The following is an 18,014-nucleotide window of genomic DNA, read 5'->3' on the forward strand; positions in this document are numbered from 1 at the left end:
GGTATCAGGGGTCCTGCGGGTCCTGCGGGTCTTGCGTGGGTGCGAGCGGGGCGGCGGTACGGGTCAGCTCGCGGCAGCGAGAAGGGAATGCGTGCCGAAGACGCGGCGTGCGTAGACCAGCGGGGCGGCGGAGGTCGACTCGGCCTCCTCGACGTGTACGACGAGCAGGAGGTGGTCACCGCCGTCCACGTGACGTTCGACGCGTCCCGCCGTCCAGCCGGCGGATTCGGGCAGGTGAGGCAGCCCGGCGCGGACGGTCCAGGTGACGCCGTCGAACTTCAGGCCAGGTCCACGGCGTCGACGCGCGAAAGTCGAGGCCAGGTCCTGCTGTTGGGCGCCGAGGATGTTCACCCCGACCCGGGCACCCGGCTGGAGGTGGGCCAGCAGCCCCGAGGAGCGGTCCAGCGCGAAGCTCACCAGGGGAGGGTCGAGCGAGAGCGAGGCGAAGCTCGACACGGTGCTGCCGTGCGGCTGCCCGTCGGCGGTCATCGCCGTCACCACGGTGACCGGGGCGCACACCCCGCTCATCAATTCAACGAAGGTCTGTCGGTCGATCATCGGGCGTCTCCTGGTGTGTTGGAGTCCGTCTGCCGGGTTGCGTGGCCTGGTGGAGCACCGCGCCGACATCACCATGAGACTCCGGCTGCCGGGGTGGCTGCTTGGTCTGCCGGCTCAGAATTCCCGGCTCCCGTTGGTCTGCCGCGTCGATCCGGCCCGGGCTGCGACCGGCCGTGACCGACCCCGTGACCGACCCCGCGACCGGCCCCGCGACCGGGACACTGGGCTCGTCTACCGTCACCGGGCGGGGGCACCCCCGTCACGTGGGGCTCGTTGCCCGGCAGGTTGGGTTCGCCGCTTGTCCTGTTGGGTTCGCGGTTCGTTACGTTGGGCTTGGCGTCCGGCAAGTGGGGCTCGTGCCCGGCAGGCACGTTGGGCTCGTTGCTCGTCGCGTTGCTCGTCGCGTTGCTCGTCGCGTTGGGCTCCGTGCCCGGCAAGTGGGGCTCGTGCACGGCACGTTGGGCTCGTTGCCCGGCACGTGAATTTGCCGTTCGGCATATCGGGCTCGCCGACCGGCACCCCTGGCTTACTGGTCGGCGTCGCGAGGCAGGAGGACCGCGTCTCCCAGTTCCTCGGCGAGTGCCAGGGCGGTGTGGAGGGCGAAGCGGCGTTCGTCGAGGTCGTGGCCCAGCACCTCCTGGGCCCGCTTCACGCGGTAGGTCACGGTTCCTCTGGCCACGTGCAGGCGCCGGGCGACGTCCACGAGGCTGCGCTCGGCGCCGATGTAGTGGTACAGCGTGGTGCGCAGCGCTTCCATCGGTGCGCTGCGGGCGGAGAGCCCGCCGAGTTCACGCCGCACGAAGTCACCGGCTGCTTCGAGGTCGTTGGCCATGAGCGCGACGGGTGCGACATCGGCGTACGCGGTCGCGTGCCTCGGAACCCGCCCGGCCTCGCGCCGCAGTTGCTCGATGCTCTCCCCGCTCTCAGCCTCGCGGTGAGAGCGGCGGAAACCCGCCACGCCGTCACCCGGTGTCCCGAGGGCCGCCTGTATCCGCTGCTGGGACAGCCGCTCCGTGACGGTTTCCCACGAGGTCTCCGCGACGGTCTCCCACGGACCGGCCCCGCGCGTGGCGTTCGCAGGTACGGTGCCCCACGCCCACAACCGTCCCGAGGCCACGGGTACGACCAGTGTCGTGGTCGCGCCCCGAGCCCGGAGCACCTCGATCGCCGCCGCCTGCAGCGTGGACCCGCCGTTCGGCGAGTCCGACCACACCACCACCGCCTCGTGGGTGCGCCGCAGGTCGTAGCCGAGAGCACGCGACGCCTCGCCCACGTCCCCCGGCGCGGCATCACTCAGCAAGGAACGCACGATGTCGGCCCGTGCAGCGGCTGCGCTGGTGCTCCACACGTCGTACTCGGCGAGATAGGTGCGGATCATGGTGTCGGAGAGGTCGTCGACGTACGAGAACAGTTCGCGGGAGATCGCCGTGACCTCCGCGACCGCCGCCTTCGGGTCGACCAGTTCGGCACAGGCCCGCAGGAACGCCTCGGTCGTCGCCGCGTGCCCGATCCGGACGCCCTGCAGCACCTGTTCGAGCGGTACGCCCCGGCGAACGAACTCGCGGATGCCCTCCAAGGTGGCCTCACCGGTGGGCGGGGCGGTGGCTGGGCCTTCCAGCAGAGTGAACAGCGCCCGCAGGGTGGTCGCTTCGTTGCCTTGGCGGAGCATCTCGACCGCGGCCGTGCCACCGCCGAGGGCCGGCACCTCGTCGACGATCCGCCGCACGACCACGGAATTCAGCTCGATCGCCCAGCGCACGGGGCCCGCACCGATGCGCGCGACGGCTTCCTCGACGAGCGCGCGCGGGCCTGCCGCCCGGTCGAGGCCGACCTCACCCTCCGGGCACAGCCGCGCGACCCAGGCCCGCTGCCGCTCCGCTTGCCTACCGGTCTCGGTCATACCGTGCTCCCTCGGGTTCACTGCATCGCGACGGGGATCAACCAGGCCAGGGCTCCCTGTACGAGTACGGCCTCCCCGGCGACCGTGACCATGGGCGGGCGGCCAACAGGCAGGCGCGCAGCGTCTCCTGGGCACTCGTGGCAGGGCTTGCGTCGAGAGGGCCCACGGCAGGAGGGCCCACTCAGGAGGGCTTGCCTCCCGAGGACCTGCAACCGGTGCGTCAAGAACGGTGCGTCAAGAGCGGAGGCCAGGCCCCAGCCCTGCACCCCGACGCCCGCGCTCGCCGGGGTGCGGGCGGGCGCGGGCGTTGTCGTCGGCGGACTCGTCACGCGGACTCGTCAGGTTCGTCAGGCAGGTTCGTCAGGCGGGTTCGGTCGAGCCGGCCGTGGAACGTCAGCCGGCGGCGAGGGCTTTGCCGGCGCTGCTGGCGGCCTCGTGGGCGGCGTCCTTCAGCTGGGCGCCGAGTGCGGCGAACCGGTCGAGCTCGGGCTTGATGCCGACGAGCGTGAATTCGCGCTCGACGACGGTGAGTTCGGCACCCCAGGCGTCGGCGAGCACGCGACGCAGATACGGCGTGCTGTGGTCCCAGCCCTCCTTCGGCGTGCCCTTGGAGTAGTTGCCGCCCCGGGTGGTCAGCAGGACGACGGGTTTGCCTTCGAGGACGCGGTCGCCCGAGGTGCCTCCGGCGACGACGGCGCCGGCGACGACCAGGTCGATCCAGTTCTTCACGTGGGCGGACACGCCCCAGTTGTAGAGGGGGAACGCGAGGACGACGGCATCTGCCGAGACCAGCTCGTCATAGACCTCCTTGGCCAGTGCGCCGGCCGCCTTCTGTGCGTCGCTGCGCCGGTCCTCGGGTGTGTTGTGCGCGGCGTCCACGGTGATCGCCCACGCGTCCGCGGGCAGCGGGTCGGTACCCAGGTGGCGGGTCACGACTTCCTCGTCGGGGCGCTGGGCGGTCCACTCGGCCAGGACCAGATCGGCCAGCTCTTTGCTCGCCGAGATCGGGCCGAGGATGCTCGCGTCGATACGCAAGAGGGTCATGGGGGAACTCCCTGGAGAACATCGTGTCGTGAGCGCGCACAGACCTCCCGGCCCGGCGCGATCTGCGGGTTGAACATTCAACTCGCAAGACAGACCATGCCACGTTGGCGTTGAACATTCAATCCACTAGGCTGCAGTCGTGAGTGAGGACGAACCATGGCTGACGCCGACGCAGCTCTACGCCTGGATGCAACTGACAGGCGCCATCACGCAGCTGCCCGCGGTGATCGACACACAGCTGCGCCGTGACGCGGGCTTGAACTTCTTCGAGTACTCGATCCTGGCCGGCCTGTCCGGCGCCCCGCACCGGGCGATGAAGATGGCCACGTTGGCGCAGATGGCCAACGGCTCCCAGTCGCGCCTGTCACACGCGGTCAGCCGCCTTGAGAAAGCCGGCTGGGTCGAGCGGCGCAACTGCGGGGACGGCTCCCGCTCGGTCGAGGCCGTCCTCACCGACACCGGTTACGAGAAGATCACCGAAGCCGCTCCGCACCATGTGCGCGAGGTCAGGCGCATGGTCGTCGACGCCCTCAGCGAAGAGGAACTGGGCCAGCTGCGCCACGCGCTGCGCAAGATCCTGCTGGTGGCCTCACCCGAGACGGTCCAGTTCCTCGACGAGACCTTCGCCGAAAGCGCGCACGCCCCACCCGAGTGAGACGGGACCACGCGCGGTCCTTGATACGGCTTGGGGAGCGCTCCGGCGAGTCACCGGCCCGCCCCCGGCATGCGCGCTGGTCACCGAAGTCGCCGAAGGGCGGCGCCAGTTGTTGCGCCGTCAGGTGCGTGCGGCGGTGCGTGCGGGGTTCGTTGGCGGCGGGTGGAGGGGATCCCGGGATGAGACGTGTGGAGCGATCCTGGGGGAGTCGGTGTCGCAGCAGGGCGGTCAGGGAAACGAGGCGGAGATCATCGCGCTGCTCATGCGTGAGTACGAGTCGCTTCGGGCGGAAGTCTCACAGCGCATAGCCGCGAGGATGCAGGTGCTCGGATTCTCGGGTGTGATCGCTGCTCTCATGGCGACAGGAGGGCTCTCCCCTGATGAACCCAATCTCTATCTCGCGGTCCTCAGCATCATTCTCGGCCTGCTCTGGCTGCGTGACTGCAATCAGGGCATGCAGCGCCTCGGCAGGCACCTTCGCGAGGTCGAGGAAGAGGTGAACCGCCTGTCGACCCGTGCGTACGGCAGCGGCGCGCTGTCCTGGGAACGGAAACGGCACAGGAGCCGGCAGAGCGAGAGGGCGGCCTGGCGAATTGTCGGGCGCATCGGCGGTTGGACCTCGCGCAATTGACCAGTTGAGACCGGTAGGGCAGATGCTGGTCGTCGAGTTGGCTGTGCACGGGAATGCTTCGGCACAGCTCAAACCGCGTCGTACTGCCCGAACAACGTGCCGCTCCGGCGACTCAGAGGTGGGTGCGGGGCAACGGTCACCGGGTGTAGGTGCGGATGCGGTAACGCAGCCCGGACGTCGAGAACTGCCAGTCTGTGTCCTCGGCGACTTTCCACGTGGGGTCCGGTGTGGGGGCGTAGGTGTCGCCGTCCACTGTCGAGTCGACTTCTGTCACCGAGAGCGTCGTGGCGTATTCCATCGCGGCGCGGTAGATTTCGCCGCCGCCGATCACCCATGCCGCGGCAGGAGAAGTCGGCTCCGACGGCTCGGCCGCGAGTCGCAGCGCCGCGGCGACGGACCCGGCACGTTCCGCGCCTTCGGCCACCCACCGCGGATTACGAGTCACCACGATGTTGCGCCTGCCCGGCAGCGGGCGGAATCGCGGAGGCAGCGAATCCCATGTTCTGCGCCCCATCACCACAGGACGACCGCGGGTCGTCGCCTTGAAATGCGCCATGTCCTCGGGAAGTCGCCACGGAATCCCGTTGTCGGCGCCGATCACGCCATCGAGGGTCTGTGCCCAGATCAGCCCGACGTTCATACCGCGACCGGGGCCTTGATGGCCGGATGGTGCTCGTAGTCGAGCACCTCCACATCGGCGTAGGTGTAGGCGAAAAGCGAGTCGGCCCGGCGCAGACGCAGCTCGGGGAACTCGAACGGGGTGCGCGAGAGCTGCTTGGTGACCTGCTCGACGTGGTTGTCGTAGATGTGGCAGTCGCCGCCGGTCCAGATGAAGTCACCCGGCACAAGGCCGGTCTGCTGCGCCACCATATGCGTGAGCAGGGCATAGCTCGCGATGTTGAACGGGACGCCGAGGAAAAGGTCCGCGCTGCGCTGGTACAGCTGACAGGAGAGCCTGCCGTCCGCGACGTAGAACTGGAAGAAGGCGTGACACGGCGCGAGCGCCATCTTGTCCAGCTCGGCGACGTTCCAGGCGGAGACGATCATCCGGCGGGAGTCCGGGTCCCGGCGCAGGGTGTCGAGGACCTCGCTGATCTGGTCGATGTGCCGGCCGTCAGGGGTGGGCCAGGAGCGCCACTGCGCACCGTAGACGGGACCGAGTTCGCCGTTCGCGTCGGCCCATTCGTCCCAGATGGTGACGCCGTGCTCCCGCAACCAGCCGACGTTCGAGTCGCCACGCAGGAACCACAGCAGCTCGTACACGATGGATCTGAGGTGCACCTTCTTGGTGGTGACCAGCGGGAACCCCCGCGAGAGGTCATAACGCAGTTGGTGCCCGAAGACACTCCGGGTGCCGGTCCCCGTCCGGTCGGCTTTGGCCGTCCCGGAGGTGAGTGCCAGCCTCAACAGGTCTTCGTACTGGGTGTCCGCCACAGCCGTCGAGTCTACGGGCCACCTGAACGCGGACTCGACGTTCCCGCAGCTGGAGCAGCCGTGCCGCGTCACAGCCACTCGTCGGCGGCTGCGACCGAGGGGGCCGGGCCGCAGCCGGTACGCGCGTGCTGCGCGGGGACGTTCGCGCGGCGGGGCGGGTGAGGGAGGCCGCCGCCGGTACCCGGAGTGCGCGGCCGAGGAACGGGCCGCCGGGCCGTCGGTCACGGCTTCATCGCATGGCGGGCTGGGCATAGGCTCCCGGCACGAGCGGAGCGGCGTGACAAGCGGGACCAGCGCGACGAGCGGGACGCGCGGGACGGCGAAGAGGGAGGGGCCTCGGAGTGAGTGAGTACATCAGCCCGTCGAGCGGCGCCAGCGGGCAGGCGGCTGCGACGGCGGTGGCGCACAACGCCAGAGTCTGGAACTACTGGCTGGGCGGCAAGAATTACTATCCCGTTGACCAGCAGGTCGGCGATCACGTACTCGGTATGTTCCCCACCATCGCCGAAGTGGCCCGCGCCGACCGGGCGTTCCTCAGCCGGGCCGTCACCTATCTGACGGGCAGGGTGGGGATACGGCAGTTCCTCGACATCGGTACGGGCCTGCCCACCGTCGACAACACCCATGAGGTCGCCCAGCGCATCGCGCCCGAGTCGCGGATCGTGTACGTCGACAACGATCCCACCGTTCTCGTACACGCTCGTGCGCTGCTCACCAGCTCCCCCGAGGGCGCGACGGACTACATCGACGCCGACGCGCACGACCCGGAGACGATCCTGCGAGGCGCAGCGCGGACGCTGGACTTCGACCGCCCCGTTGCCGTGATGATGCTCGGCATCCTCAACTTCGTCCTGGAAACGGACAAGGCGAAGTCGATCGTGGAACAGGTCATGGCCGCCGTGCCCTCCGGCAGCTATCTCGTCCTCACCCACCCCACTTTCGAGGTCGGCGGCGAGGGCGGTGCCGAGATGATGCGGTTCTGGAACGAGAACGCCACGCCCCCGATCACCGGCCGCGACAGCTCCCAGATCGCGGACTTCTTCGAGGGCCTGGAATTGGTGGAACCGGGCATAGTGCCCTGCTCGCGATGGCGGCCCGAGCAGTCGGCGGACGAGAGCGAGAACGAGGTCGCCGAGTTCGGAGTGGTGGGCCGCAAGCCGTAGGCGGCGCGATACCGACCGGCCCCGCCACCGTATGCCCCGGCCTGCGACTTCCTGGCCTGCGGCCTCCCGGCCCGGGGGCGCGGTCAGCCCGGCGGAGCCGCCGGGGCAGGTCACGTCGCGGTGATCCGTTGGTGTGTCGCGCCTCGCAGGCAGCGGCGCACCCGTACGGGCCGCTCCCGTACGGACCGTTCTCGTACGGACCGCGCCCCGCGGACCGGCGCCCCCGTGGGGGGCCCGGCATGCCCGGTCGGGTCGGTCTTACTCGGGCAGGCGGGCAAGGATCGCCTCCAGGCCGTAGGTGAAGCGGTCCTCGAAGGCGCCCTGGTGCATGTGTGCGGCGACCCGGTGCAGCGCTGGGTGCGTGTCGGCGTCCACGGCCCGGGTCAGCCGGTCGTCGAGCCGGTCGGGCGCGGCCTGTTCCTCCTGAACGAGGCCCAGCAGGAAGTAGATGACGGTCCACGCCGTCCAGGCCGCGTGTTCCTCGTCCGCTCCCGCCTCCAGCAGGGCATCGACGAGGCAGTCGGCGAAACGCAGGGTGTGCGGCTCGGCCGGGTAGGTCCCGGCCGCCAGAGCGGCGCCGTCGCGGTGCGCGAGCAGCGCTCGCCGGTAGCGGCCGGCCAGTTCACGCGCCCGTTGCCGTGGCGCTGAGGGCAGCTTCGCGTAGTCGATTCCGCCCACGATGGCGTCGGCCATGAGCTCCAGCATCCGGGCCTTGGTCTTCACGTGCCACAGGACGGTGTTCATGCGCACCCCCAGGCGGTCGGCCACCGCCCGGGTCGACAGGCCCTCCAGCCCTCGGTCCTCCAGCACCTGCAGTGCGGCGTCGATCACGGCCGTACGTGTGAGCTGGCCTGCGGCGTCTTCCCTGGCTTGCTTCCTGGTCACTGACCTAGTTTACTTCGGGAACGTTCCTGGTCACTGACCAAGACCTGAGTGAAGGAGAAAGACCATGACTTACCAGGTCGCCGTCGCCGGAGGCGGGCCCGTGGGCCTGTGGCTGGCCGCCGAACTGCGCCGCTGCGGCATCACCGTCGTGGTCGTCGAAACGCGCACCGAACGCGACACGCGCTCCCGCGCCCTGACCGTGCACCCCCGCACCATCGAGACGTTCGCCTCCCGCGGCGTGCACCAGCCCTTCACCAGCGAGGGCGTATCGCTGCCCGGCGGGCACTTCGGCGGGCTGGACACCCGGCTGGACTTCCGCCGCCTGCCCAGCCCGTTCCCGCACACGCTCGCCCTGCCGCAGGAGCGCACCGAGGCACTGCTGGAGCAGCAGGCACTCGAACTGGGGGCGACCATTCTGCGCGGCCATGAGGTCACAGGTCTGAGCGAGGAACCCGACGGTGTCCGCGTGCACATCCAGGCACCCGACGGCCCCCGCACGGTGGAGGTGTCCTACGTGGTGGGCTGCGACGGCGTACGCAGTACGGTGCGCGAAGCGGCCGGCATCGACTACCCCGGCACCGACTCCACCGTGCTCGGCTGGCTCGGCGACCTCGTCCTCGATGAGCCCCCGGCGCCCGGTCACAGCCGGTTCGGGCCGGACGGCATACTGATGGCCGTTCCCATGCCAGGCGGCCTTCACCGCCTCGTCGGCACCGTCCCCCGCGACATCACCACCGACTGGCCCGGCGAACTGACCCTGGACGAACTGCGCGAGAACGTCGTCGCCCTGGCCGGCACCGACTTCGGCATGCGCGACCCCGTCTGGCTCTCCCGCTTCGGCAACGCCACCCGGCTGGCGGCCCAGTACCGGCACGGCCGCGTCTTCCTCGCGGGCGACGCCGCACACCAGCACTTCCCCGCCGGGGGAGTCGGCATGAACGTCGGCATCCAGGACGCCGGCAACCTCGCCTGGAAGCTCGCCGCCACCCTCAACGGCTGGGCTCCCGGAACCCTGCTGGACACGTACCACGCCGAACGCCACCCGGTCGGCGTCAACCTCACCGAGACCAGCCGCGCCCAGGTCGCCCTCATGACCGCCTTCAGCCCGGAAGGGCGCAGCCTGCGCGACCTGTTCAGCAGGCTGATCGGTGCACTGCCCGACCTCAACGACCAACTCGCCGCGCAGGTCAGCTCCCTCGCCGTCGCCTACCCGCCGCCCGCGCCCGACGCCCACCAGCTGACCGGCACCCGCGCCGGTGACCTCGCCCTCGACGACACCAACGCCCTCGACGACACCAACCTGTTCGCGCTGCTGCGCGCCGACAGCTACCTGCTGCTCGACCTCACCGGCAACCCGGACCAGCCCCTCCACCACCTCACCCGGCCCGGCCTCCGCGTGCACACCGGCACCGTGCACGCGCCCCCGGCCGAGTGGGCCGGCATACGTGCAGCGCTCATCCGCCCCGACGGCCATGTCGCCTGGGCCGGTGCGGACAGCCACGACGCCGCCCTCGTCAACGACCTCACCGCCGCCCTCGCCACCACCCACCGCGAGTGACCCGGCGGACACCCATCGGCCGGGAATGTGCCGAGGCTGGGCCACGTTCGGGCGAGAGCGAGAGGCGAACCCGGCGGCTGTCGAGCGTCTCCGGGCTCCGGCCCCACGCGCTCCGACGCCCGTCCCCAGACTTCCGCGTACAGACAGTCCCAGAGACTTCCGCGTACACACAGACGCGTACCGACAGAGGAGTGATCCGTGAGCAAGATCGAGCAGACTGTCGAGGTTCCCCACCTCGGTGGGTCGACCGTCGGGTACACCTTCGCCAGGCCGTACGATCCCGCGCTCCCGACGCTGGTCCTGATCAACTCGTACACCACCTCGGCCGAGCTGTACCGGCCGCAGTTCGCCGACCCGGCGCTGGGTTCCGCTGTCAACCTGCTCGCTCTGGAGCCCTACGGGCACGGCCGCACGAGGGCCTCGTACCGGCACTTCACCTACTGGGACAGTGCGGTCGCGAACCTGCAGGCTCTCGCGGCCCTCGGGATCGATGAGACCTTCGTGCTGGGAACCTCGCAGGGCGGCTGGGTGGCGGTCCGCATGGCGCTGCTCGCTCCGGACACCGTGAAGGGTCTGATCACGCTCGGCACGTCGATGGACTCCGAAAGCCGGCGCAGCCGCGATCTGGGGTGCTGGGACGGTATCGGGTTCAACACCCCGCTCATCGACGACCTCGCCGACCCGGTCGGCGAGGACTGGGTCGTGCCGGACGAGCTGGTGGACGGCGTGTTCGAAACGGCCCTGGGCGGAGTCGCAGGCGAGGAACGCGAGTTCTGGCTCACCGCCTACCGCGCGAACTACTCCGGTGACGCCGGACGCCGTCGTCTGCGCCTGAGCACGGTGAACCTGCGGGACCGCGACGGGCTCCACGGCAGGCTGGACGAGATCAGTTGCCCCGTCCTGTGGCTGCACGGCACCGCGGACCAGGTGTACTCCGTGCCGAACGCCCAGGAGGAGATACGGATGTTCACCGGCTCTCCCGAGGCACGCCTGGAGATCATCGAGGGTGGGCAGCACTTCCTGAGTGCCTCGAACCCCGATGAGGTCGACTCAGCGGCGATCGAGTTCGTGAAGCGCTGGGTCTGAGAGGGACGGGGACCGGCGAGGTGGCTGACGCTCCGTTTCCGGTCCCCGCCGCTTCGGGCGAAGCCGGCCGCCGAGGAGGTTGCCCCGTGGGCGGGTCCACCCCGACGGCCCCGGCACCGTTGGCGAATCCGCCTTGCCGACCGTCATGGAACGGTTCGGTCGCGAGGTCCGCACACAACGGGTCACGGGCACTCCCGCAGCGATTTCTGTTTGACCTTGACACAGTGGCATGGTCTTCACTGCTTGCCGAGGAGGTGGTCTCGATGACGACCATCAGGCAGGAAGCGGAGACGGTACGAGCGCTTCAGGGGCTGGAGGACGACAGTTCGTCCGTGCGGCTGCGGGCCGCGCTGGCGGTCGGCACGACGCCCGACCCGCGCTTCGTCGACAAGCTCGTCGAACGATGCGCGATCGAGCCCGAGTTCTTCGTCCGCGACATGCTGACCTGGGCGCTCACCCGCCACCCGGTGTCCATGACGCTCCCCGAGCTTGTCCGCGAAGTCCGCTCGGAACGTACACAGGCACGGAGCCAGGCGCTGCACACGCTGTCCAAGATCGGGGACCGGCGGGCGTGGCCGGTGATCACACGGGCGCTGCTGTCCGACGCCGACGACGAGGTGGCGCGGAGTGCCTGGCGGGCGGCGGTCGTGCTCGTACCGGAGGGCGAGGAAGCGGACTTGGCCGCGGCGCTGGCGACGCAGCTCGGGCGCGGTGAGCGTGAGACGCAATTGAGCCTCAGCCGGGCGCTGATCGCACTGGGTGACACGATCGCGCCGGCCCTGCATGCTGCGACGACGGCCCCTGACCCGGGCAAGCGCACGCACGCGCTCGCCACACAACGGCTGTTGCGCGACCCGGACGCCGGATTCGAGTTCGCGATCGAGGAGGCCAAGCGCGTCACGGCCCTCGGCGGGTCGGGCCAGGAGGGAAGGTAGGACGTGCTGATCGGTGAGGTGGCGCGAAGGTCCGGGGTCAGTGCCCGCATGCTCAGGCACTACGAGTCGCTCGGGCTGGTGCGCCCCTCGGGCCGTACGGACTCCGGCTATCGGGAGTACTCCGGCGAGGACATCCGGCGGATCTTCCATATCGAGAGCCTGCGGTCGCTGGGCCTGTCGCTGCGGGAGATCGGGCGCGCGCTCGACGACCCCGGCTTCATGCCCTCGGCGCTCGTCACCGACCTCATCCGTCAGACGCGCGACCGCGTCGCAGCCGAGACCGAGCTGCTCACGCGACTGCACCGGATCGATGCCGCGGACCCCACAGGATGGGAGGACGTCCTCCAGGTTGTCGCGCTCCTCCAGGCGCTGGGATCCAAGAGCCCCGCCGCGCGCCAGCGCGCGGCCCTCTCCTTCGCCGACGAGGCCCCGGTGCCGGTGGAGGCCCTGGTCGAGGCGGCACTGAGCGAGACGGTGCCGAACGTCGCCGGAGCCCTCCGATGGGCGCTGGCGCGATCCGGCGACGGCGCCCACGCACTACTGGCCGAGGCCCTCGGCTCTCCCGTGCCCGCGGTACGGGAACGCGCCGTTCAGGCCCTCGCCGAGCTGCCCGCCGGTGACGCCACCACGCAACTGCGGCACGCTCTCGCGCACTCCGACGCCGTGGTCCGCGGGCACGCGGCTCTGGCGCTCGGGACACGGGGAGTCACCGATGCGGTCCCGACGCTCCTCGACATGATCGTGGAGGGCAGGAACGACACCGACGCGGCCGACGCACTGAGCGTGCTGGCGAGCGACAACACGACGGCGGACCAGCTCACGGCCGAACTCGTCGACCGCCTCGCCCAGGACACCACCGAACCGCCCGCACGCGGCCGGCTGACCCAGGCGCTGGCGGGCATCCCGGGACCGGCGGCGGCACGCGCCCTCGGGGAGCTGTCACATGACGAGGACCGCGCTGTCGCCCTGACCGCCACGTACCTTCTCCACCTGCGCGACGCACGGTGACGGGTCCCTCCCGGTACGCCCTCAGCCACGGCCTGCGCGTGACACCGGAGTCCGCACCGCGACCGGTCTCCTCGACGAACCGCTGGTCACTCAGCCCTCCGGCGGTCCCTCGGCCGCCGGTCCCTCAGCTCTCCAAGTCCACGACAACCGTGCCCAGATGGCGCCCGGCCATCTCTTCCCGCAGTGCGCGCGGGGCTGCCCCGCGCCGTCCGGATCGCGAGCCGATGCCCTTCTGCGCGTGTGTACCAACTCTTGGCGCGATGAGGCTCGGGTGCGGTGTCCCGGACCGCTCTGGCTCAGCCCAACGTGTCCATCAGGGCGGTGACATACGCGTCCAGCCGCTCCTCCACGGCTCGCGTCGTCAGCTCTCTCCTCCCCGCCTTCCGCCATGGCCGCGCCACCAACCGCACTTCTTCCGAGCTCGCCAGCGCGTCCCTGACCTGCCAGTACAGCCGCTCGCTGGCTGTCGCGGCCAGCACACCACCGGCTTCCTCATACGCCTCGGAGAACCGCAGGCCCCACGCTGGACCGTGCAGCAGCGCGAGAACGGTGGAGCAGTGCGCCACATCGAGATCCGCGGGGCCCCATGAGGGCTGTGCCCAGTCGACGACGCCGGTGATCCGGGCAGCTGCCGGCCTCGAAGGCGGGGCGTCGAACAGCACGTTGCCGGGCTGGAAGTCCCGGTGCAGGAAGCGCCCTTCATAGGGCGGCGCGGGCTTGCGGATCACCTCGATGGCCGCGGACCATACCGCCGCGTCGGCGCCCTGGGGAACCACGACGGTATCGGCGGTCGTCAACGTCTCGTACTCCCGGGGCCGCTCAGCGGGCCGCAACGCGTGGATCGCCACGAGTTGGCGGGCCAGCAGAGGAACGCGCCTCTCCACTCCCTCGTCGCCGAGGACCGTCCGGCCCGCCAGGTGCGTCATCAGGAGCGACGGATACTCGCAATGCGCGGCGGTCGGATCAACCGCGACCGGACCAGGAGCGGGTACGCCGGTCCCCGCGAGCAGGGCCAGGGTGCCGGCCTCCCTGTTGAGCCAGTCCTCGGCGTGCTCCACGTAGAACGGGTCGACGAAGCTCCGCAGCACCAGGTCACGAGTGCCTCCGTCCCGCGTGCCGACGGTCACCTTCCACATTTCGGCAGTGATGCCGCCGTGCAGCACCTCGGTCCTGACGACCCGTTCGCCCACTTCCAGGTGCCCGCCTACCCAAGCCAGTGTCAGTGGGCGGACAGCCGGTGCCTCATCGTGGTCGATCACCGTGCCACTCCATCAGCCGGACAGCGGCATGCGCAAAAGTTTTTCATCGGGGCGACGACAACACCGCTCTGCTCCTCTCGGGGTCACACACCGGACCGACCCACCCTTCACAATCGAACGCCGCAGTGACCCTCCGGCGACTCCCGAGACCTGTGCCGGAGAGAGCCCGGACTGCGCCGGCTAATGCCCTGCTGGAGAGGAACGAACCACACGCCTGCGTTCTCAGGCCGAACGCCCACCACTGCGCATCGACGCGGGGTCGGTGCGGTGCGGTGGAGCGGGCCAGAGTCAGCCCGCTCCACCAAGGGCTGTCGCGGTCGGCCTTGCCTCCGGCCGGGCATACGGGTGCTGAGCTGCACGCCGATGGGGTGGCGCGAGGAGGGACGAGGTGGGGGAGGCGGCCGGTGCGGTCGTCCCGGTTACTTCGGGTCGCGGTTGAACTGCGCTGTCGACCAGCGGTAGCCGAGCGCGGTCAGGGCGAGGCACCAGGCGAGGGCGATCCAGCCGTTGTTGCCGATCTCGGTTCCGAGCAGCAGTCCGCGCAGGGTCTCGATGGCCGGGGTGAAGGGCTGGTACTCGGCGATGGGCTGGAACCAGCCGGGCATGGTCTCGGCGGGGATGAAGGCGCTGGAGATGAGCGGCAGGAGGATCAGCGGCATGGCCATGTTGCCGGCCGCCTCGGGGTTCGGGCTGGCCGCGCCCATGCCGACGGCGATCCAGGTGAGTGCGAGGGCGAACAGCGTGATCAGTCCGAACGCCGCGATCCACTCCAGCGCTGTGGCGTCGGTGGAGCGGAAGCCGATGGCCACCGCGATGGCGCCGACGAGGACCACGCTCATCACGCACTGCAGCACGCCGCCGATGACATGTCCGACGAGCAGAGAGCCCCGGTAGATCGCCATTGTGCGGAAGCGGGCGGTGAGACCCTCCGTCATGTCCACGCAGACAGACACCGCGGCCCCGATCACAGTGCTGCCAACGGTCATCAGCAGCAGGCCGGGGACGATGTAGGCGATGTAATCGGAACGGTCGGCGCTCCCGCCGCCGATGCCCGCGCTCATTACATCGCCGAAGATGTAGACGAAGAGCAGCAGCATCATGATCGGCGTGAGCAGCAGATTCAGGGTCCCGGACGGGTAGCGCCAAGCGTGCAGGAGGTTGCGGCGCAGCATCGTGTTCGAGTCGCGGACTGCGAGAGAGAGTGCGCTCATCGGACGTTCTCCTCGGGCTGCTTGGGGAGGTTGGCCGGGCCGGTCAGGGCGAAGAAGACGTCGTCGAGGTCGGGTGTGTGCACGGTCAGCTCGTCGGCTTCGATGCCGGTCGAGTCGAGCCAGTCGAGAATGGCGCGCAGTTCGCGCTGGCTGCCGTCGCTGGGGATGGAGAGCGACAGTGCTTCGTCGTCCCGGGTGACCTCGCGCAGTACGTCGGCGGCGGTCCGGTATGCGGCCGGGTCGGAGAACCGCAGCCGCACATGTCCGCCGGGGATGAGTCGCTTGAGCTCGTCGGCGGTGCCCTGGGCGGCGATCTTCCCGTCGCTCAACACCGCGATGCGGTCGGCGAGTTCGTCGGCTTCTTCGAGGTATTGGGTGGTGAGGAAGACGGTGACGCCGTCGGAGACGAGTTCGCGGATGATGCCCCACATGTTGTGGCGGGAGCGGGGGTCGAGTCCGGTGGTGGGTTCGTCGAGGAAGATGATCCGCGGGTTGCCGACCAGCGTCATGGCCAGGTCGAGGCGGCGTTTCATGCCGCCGGAGTAGCTCTGGGCGGGCTTCCTGGCGGCGTCCACCAGGTCGAAGCGTTCCAGGAGTTGGGCCGCGACCCGGCGCCCCTCCCGTTTGGAGAGGTGGTGCAGGTCGGCCATGAGCAGCATGTTCTCCTCGCCGGTGATCAGACCGTCGACGGCCGAGAACTGCCCGGTGACACCGATGGCGGCCCGTACCGCCTGCGGGTCGACGGCCACGTCGTGGCCACCGACCCGCAGTTCACCGCTGTCGGCGGTGATGAGGGTGGAGAGGATCTTCACGGCGGTGGTCTTACCGGCGCCGTTCGGGCCGAGCAGCGCGAACACGGACCCGGCAGGGACGCGCAGATCGATGCCGTCGAGCACGAGCTTGTCGCCGAACGACTTGCGCAGACCGGCAGCTGAGATGGCGACCGGTGACAGATCACCGTCACCCTTCCTGGATGTGGGCATGACAGATAGAGGCATAGTGCTGTCCTTTCGGAGGCTGAAGAGGCTGAAGAGGCTGAAGAGACGAAGAGGCGAAGAGACAGGGGAGCGGAGGCCGCTTCGGGACTCGGCTTGACCGTTTGTGACTGCACGTCAGTCGCGTCGTCCCCGGGGGAACGGTCTTGAGTGGCCCGCTGCCGGAGACCTGTCCGACGGGGGCGTTGCAGAGGCGCTGCAGGGGCGTTGCCGGTGTTGGCAGGGCAGAGTCAGGTCTCGGCGGCGGCCGGCTCGGCCATCTCGGTGGGCAGGATCTGCGGCGGTCTCCGGCGGCTGGCCGGCCCGCGCCTGTTCGTGCCCGTTCGCGCCGGGCCCGGGCGGTGAACCGTGCGGGCCGCGCCCGCTGGTATGAGGCGAGAGGTGTTACTTCTCGGCTGTGCCGGATTCCCCGCTGATGGACTCCTGGTAGACATCCGCAAAGGTGCGTGAGTCCTTGATCAGGTCGTCGCAGAACGCGGCGACGTCCTTGCCGATGAGTTCCAAGACCCCCTTGCCCCCGGCGACGCCCTCCTCGAAGAAGTCGACGATTCCGGGGAGCAGGGGCCCGTCAAGCAGGTCGATCGGTCCGACCTTGAACAGGTACTTCTGCATCTCCTTGTAGACGATCTGGTAGTCCGGCGGGAGTGCCTTGACCCGAGCCAGGTGCGCCCGCCACTGCTTTTTGCCCTCGATGATGTCCTGGATGCTCACGTCAGCCTCCCAGCCGGCTCAATTTCCTTGCGACGTTCCTGTTCAACTGCTCGCGCCAGCGGTCGCGATAGGTCCGGGCCCCTTCTCCGCCGGCCAGTGCCGTGCAAAAGCCCTGGATGTCGTCGCCGAGCACCTCGTGGACGCCCTGCCCGTCCGCCGCCGTTTCTTCGAGCAGCCCCAGGGCCGCGTCGAGGATCGGCAACAGATTGCGGCCGGTGAAGCTCCCATGGGGAAGGATGTGGCCCTTTATCTGTTCCCATGCCGCCCGGTAATCGTCCGGCAGGGCACCGGCCCGGGCTTCGAATGCCTTCCATTCCCTGGTGAGATCGCTGCCAGTGATGGTCTCCCAGAAGTTCATCTCCCGCCCTCCTTGAGCCTGTTGATGCGTGATGAGACGTACTGCCATTTCGTCCAGAACTTCGCGAGTTCCTCGCGCCCGGCGTCGTTGAGCGCGTAGAACTTGCGCGGCGGACCGACCCCGGACGGCCGTTTCGTCACCTGGACGAGTCCGTTCCTCTCCAGCCGCAGCAAGATGGTGTACACCGTCCCCTCGATGACGTCGGTGAAGCCGAGCTCGTTCAATTCACGGGTGATGGCGTACCCGTAGGTTTCCTCACCGCCGATGATTTCGAGCACGCACCCTTCGAGCGTGCCCTTCAGCATCTCCGTCAGGTCGTCCAATGCGAGTCCTCCTCACCCCTACTGGTACTGCGTAGCACCGAGTACCACTATACGGTACCACCGAGTAGTGGAGGTGTCAGCGATCGGCGAACGTGGACCGGACCCCTGCGCCCCGCGAAACGAAGGGAGTGGCCCATGCGACATGGCCCTCGATCCTCCGGTGTTTGAAGGGGAGTTCGCCGCCAAGGGTGAGCCGCATCCCACCCGTTCGTCTTCGCCGGCAGTGGGTGCCCCGCCTCCGGCGGCGGAGCAGGGCCTGGGGCAGTGCCGGCGTGGCAGGCGGTTCCTGGCCGGGCGCGT

General features: G+C 69.5%; 19 protein-coding genes. 7 read left to right on the forward strand and 12 right to left on the reverse strand.

What is annotated here, in order from left to right:
• Positions 1-63: 63 nt before the first annotated feature.
• The 3 genes from NMN56_RS24450 to NMN56_RS24460 form a co-directional block, all read right to left on the reverse strand.
• Complete coding sequence (locus NMN56_RS24450) at positions 64-558, reverse strand: flavin reductase family protein (protein WP_274043346.1); 495 nt, start codon at positions 556-558, stop codon at positions 64-66.
• A gap of 526 nt (positions 559-1,084) precedes the next feature.
• Complete coding sequence (locus NMN56_RS24455; RefSeq protein WP_274043345.1) at positions 1,085-2,458, reverse strand: PucR family transcriptional regulator; 1,374 nt, start codon at positions 2,456-2,458, stop codon at positions 1,085-1,087.
• Between the two features lie 393 nt (positions 2,459-2,851).
• The gene (locus NMN56_RS24460) at positions 2,852-3,502 is read right to left on the reverse strand and encodes an FMN-dependent NADH-azoreductase (RefSeq protein ID WP_274043344.1); all 651 of its coding nucleotides are present in this window, start codon (positions 3,500-3,502) and stop codon (positions 2,852-2,854) included.
• Positions 3,503-3,641: 139 nt separating this feature from the next.
• Here NMN56_RS24460 and NMN56_RS24465 point away from each other — a divergent pair, with 139 nt between their 5' ends.
• Both NMN56_RS24465 and NMN56_RS24470 read left to right on the forward strand, forming a co-directional pair.
• Positions 3,642-4,157, forward strand: a complete 516-nt coding sequence (locus tag NMN56_RS24465) for a MarR family winged helix-turn-helix transcriptional regulator (RefSeq protein ID WP_274043343.1) — start codon at positions 3,642-3,644, stop codon at positions 4,155-4,157.
• Between the two features lie 211 nt (positions 4,158-4,368).
• A complete protein-coding gene (locus NMN56_RS24470; RefSeq protein ID WP_274043341.1) occupies positions 4,369-4,788 on the forward strand; it encodes a hypothetical protein in 420 nt (139 codons plus the stop codon).
• A 136-nt stretch (positions 4,789-4,924) separates the two neighbouring features.
• On the opposite strand, the gene NMN56_RS24475 is transcribed toward NMN56_RS24470, so the two are convergent.
• Positions 4,925-5,428 carry a dihydrofolate reductase gene (locus NMN56_RS24475; RefSeq protein ID WP_274043340.1) on the reverse strand — a complete coding sequence of 168 codons (504 nt, stop codon included), beginning with the start codon at positions 5,426-5,428 and terminating at the stop codon, positions 4,925-4,927.
• Positions 5,425-6,222 carry a thymidylate synthase gene (locus NMN56_RS24480; RefSeq protein WP_274043339.1) on the reverse strand — a complete coding sequence of 266 codons (798 nt, stop codon included), beginning with the start codon at positions 6,220-6,222 and terminating at the stop codon, positions 5,425-5,427. The genes NMN56_RS24475 and NMN56_RS24480 overlap by 4 nt, the downstream gene beginning before the upstream one ends.
• A 341-nt stretch (positions 6,223-6,563) precedes the next feature.
• Between NMN56_RS24480 and NMN56_RS24485 the strand changes: the two genes are divergently transcribed.
• Positions 6,564-7,385 carry an SAM-dependent methyltransferase gene (locus tag NMN56_RS24485; RefSeq protein ID WP_274043338.1) on the forward strand — a complete coding sequence of 274 codons (822 nt, stop codon included), beginning with the start codon at positions 6,564-6,566 and terminating at the stop codon, positions 7,383-7,385.
• Between the two features lie 258 nt (positions 7,386-7,643).
• On the opposite strand, the gene NMN56_RS24490 is transcribed toward NMN56_RS24485, so the two are convergent.
• Entirely contained in the window at positions 7,644-8,270 is a 627-nt protein-coding gene (locus NMN56_RS24490; RefSeq protein WP_274043337.1) for a TetR/AcrR family transcriptional regulator C-terminal domain-containing protein, read from the reverse strand.
• 64 nt (positions 8,271-8,334) lie between these two features.
• Between NMN56_RS24490 and NMN56_RS24495 the strand changes: the two genes are divergently transcribed.
• The 4 genes from NMN56_RS24495 (at position 8,335) to NMN56_RS24510 (ending at position 12,857) form a co-directional block, all read left to right on the forward strand.
• Positions 8,335-9,828, forward strand: a complete 1,494-nt coding sequence (locus tag NMN56_RS24495) for an FAD-dependent monooxygenase (RefSeq protein ID WP_274043335.1) — start codon at positions 8,335-8,337, stop codon at positions 9,826-9,828.
• Between the two features lie 198 nt (positions 9,829-10,026).
• Positions 10,027-10,914, forward strand: coding sequence for an alpha/beta fold hydrolase (locus tag NMN56_RS24500; protein ID WP_274043334.1), 888 nt, complete (start codon positions 10,027-10,029; stop codon positions 10,912-10,914).
• 263 nt (positions 10,915-11,177) lie between these two features.
• Positions 11,178-11,849, forward strand: coding sequence for a HEAT repeat domain-containing protein (locus tag NMN56_RS24505; protein WP_274043332.1), 672 nt, complete (start codon positions 11,178-11,180; stop codon positions 11,847-11,849).
• Positions 11,850-11,852: 3 nt separating this feature from the next.
• Positions 11,853-12,857 carry a HEAT repeat domain-containing protein gene (locus tag NMN56_RS24510; protein WP_274043331.1) on the forward strand — a complete coding sequence of 335 codons (1,005 nt, stop codon included), beginning with the start codon at positions 11,853-11,855 and terminating at the stop codon, positions 12,855-12,857.
• A 296-nt stretch (positions 12,858-13,153) separates the two neighbouring features.
• Here the strand turns inward: NMN56_RS24510 and NMN56_RS24515 are convergent, their stop codons facing one another.
• The 6 genes from NMN56_RS24515 to NMN56_RS24540 form a co-directional block, all read right to left on the reverse strand.
• A complete protein-coding gene (locus NMN56_RS24515; protein WP_274043330.1) occupies positions 13,154-14,116 on the reverse strand; it encodes a phosphotransferase family protein in 963 nt (320 codons plus the stop codon).
• 419 nt (positions 14,117-14,535) lie between these two features.
• Positions 14,536-15,327 (reverse strand): ABC transporter permease, encoded by a 792-nt coding sequence (locus tag NMN56_RS24520; protein WP_274043329.1) that lies wholly within the window; start codon positions 15,325-15,327, stop codon positions 14,536-14,538.
• Positions 15,324-16,310, reverse strand: a complete 987-nt coding sequence (locus NMN56_RS24525) for an ATP-binding cassette domain-containing protein (protein WP_274043328.1) — start codon at positions 16,308-16,310, stop codon at positions 15,324-15,326. The genes NMN56_RS24520 and NMN56_RS24525 overlap by 4 nt, the downstream gene beginning before the upstream one ends.
• Before the next feature lie 396 nt (positions 16,311-16,706).
• Positions 16,707-17,033, reverse strand: a complete 327-nt coding sequence (locus NMN56_RS24530) for a DUF1048 domain-containing protein (RefSeq protein WP_274043327.1) — start codon at positions 17,031-17,033, stop codon at positions 16,707-16,709.
• Between the two features lies 1 nt (position 17,034).
• The gene (locus NMN56_RS24535; RefSeq protein WP_274043326.1) at positions 17,035-17,391 is read right to left on the reverse strand and encodes a DUF1048 domain-containing protein; all 357 of its coding nucleotides are present in this window, start codon (positions 17,389-17,391) and stop codon (positions 17,035-17,037) included.
• Positions 17,388-17,714 (reverse strand): PadR family transcriptional regulator, encoded by a 327-nt coding sequence (locus NMN56_RS24540; RefSeq protein ID WP_274043325.1) that lies wholly within the window; start codon positions 17,712-17,714, stop codon positions 17,388-17,390. Before NMN56_RS24540 ends, NMN56_RS24535 begins: the two co-directional genes overlap by 4 nt.
• Positions 17,715-18,014: the final 300 nt, after the last annotated feature.

This window comes from Streptomyces iconiensis (genome assembly GCF_028657195.3).
GTDB classification, from domain to species: Bacteria; Actinomycetota; Actinomycetes; order Streptomycetales; family Streptomycetaceae; genus Streptomyces; species Streptomyces iconiensis.

Bases quoted from the DNA above. Each gene is read 5' to 3' on its own strand.
- NMN56_RS24450 (WP_274043346.1), bottom strand. From the start codon at position 558: ATGATCGACCGACAGACCTTCGTTGAATTGATGAGCGGGGTGTGCGCC.
- NMN56_RS24455 (WP_274043345.1), bottom strand. From the start codon at position 2,458: ATGACCGAGACCGGTAGGCAAGCGGAGCGGCAGCGGGCCTGGGTCGCG.
- NMN56_RS24460 (WP_274043344.1), bottom strand. From the start codon at position 3,502: ATGACCCTCTTGCGTATCGACGCGAGCATCCTCGGCCCGATCTCGGCG.
- NMN56_RS24475 (WP_274043340.1), bottom strand. From the start codon at position 5,428: ATGAACGTCGGGCTGATCTGGGCACAGACCCTCGATGGCGTGATCGGC.
- NMN56_RS24495 (WP_274043335.1), top strand. From the start codon at position 8,335: ATGACTTACCAGGTCGCCGTCGCCGGAGGCGGGCCCGTGGGCCTGTGG.
- NMN56_RS24505 (WP_274043332.1), top strand. From the start codon at position 11,178: ATGACGACCATCAGGCAGGAAGCGGAGACGGTACGAGCGCTTCAGGGG.
- NMN56_RS24520 (WP_274043329.1), bottom strand. From the start codon at position 15,327: ATGAGCGCACTCTCTCTCGCAGTCCGCGACTCGAACACGATGCTGCGC.
- NMN56_RS24525 (WP_274043328.1), bottom strand. From the start codon at position 16,310: ATGCCCACATCCAGGAAGGGTGACGGTGATCTGTCACCGGTCGCCATC.
- NMN56_RS24535 (WP_274043326.1), bottom strand. From the start codon at position 17,391: ATGAACTTCTGGGAGACCATCACTGGCAGCGATCTCACCAGGGAATGG.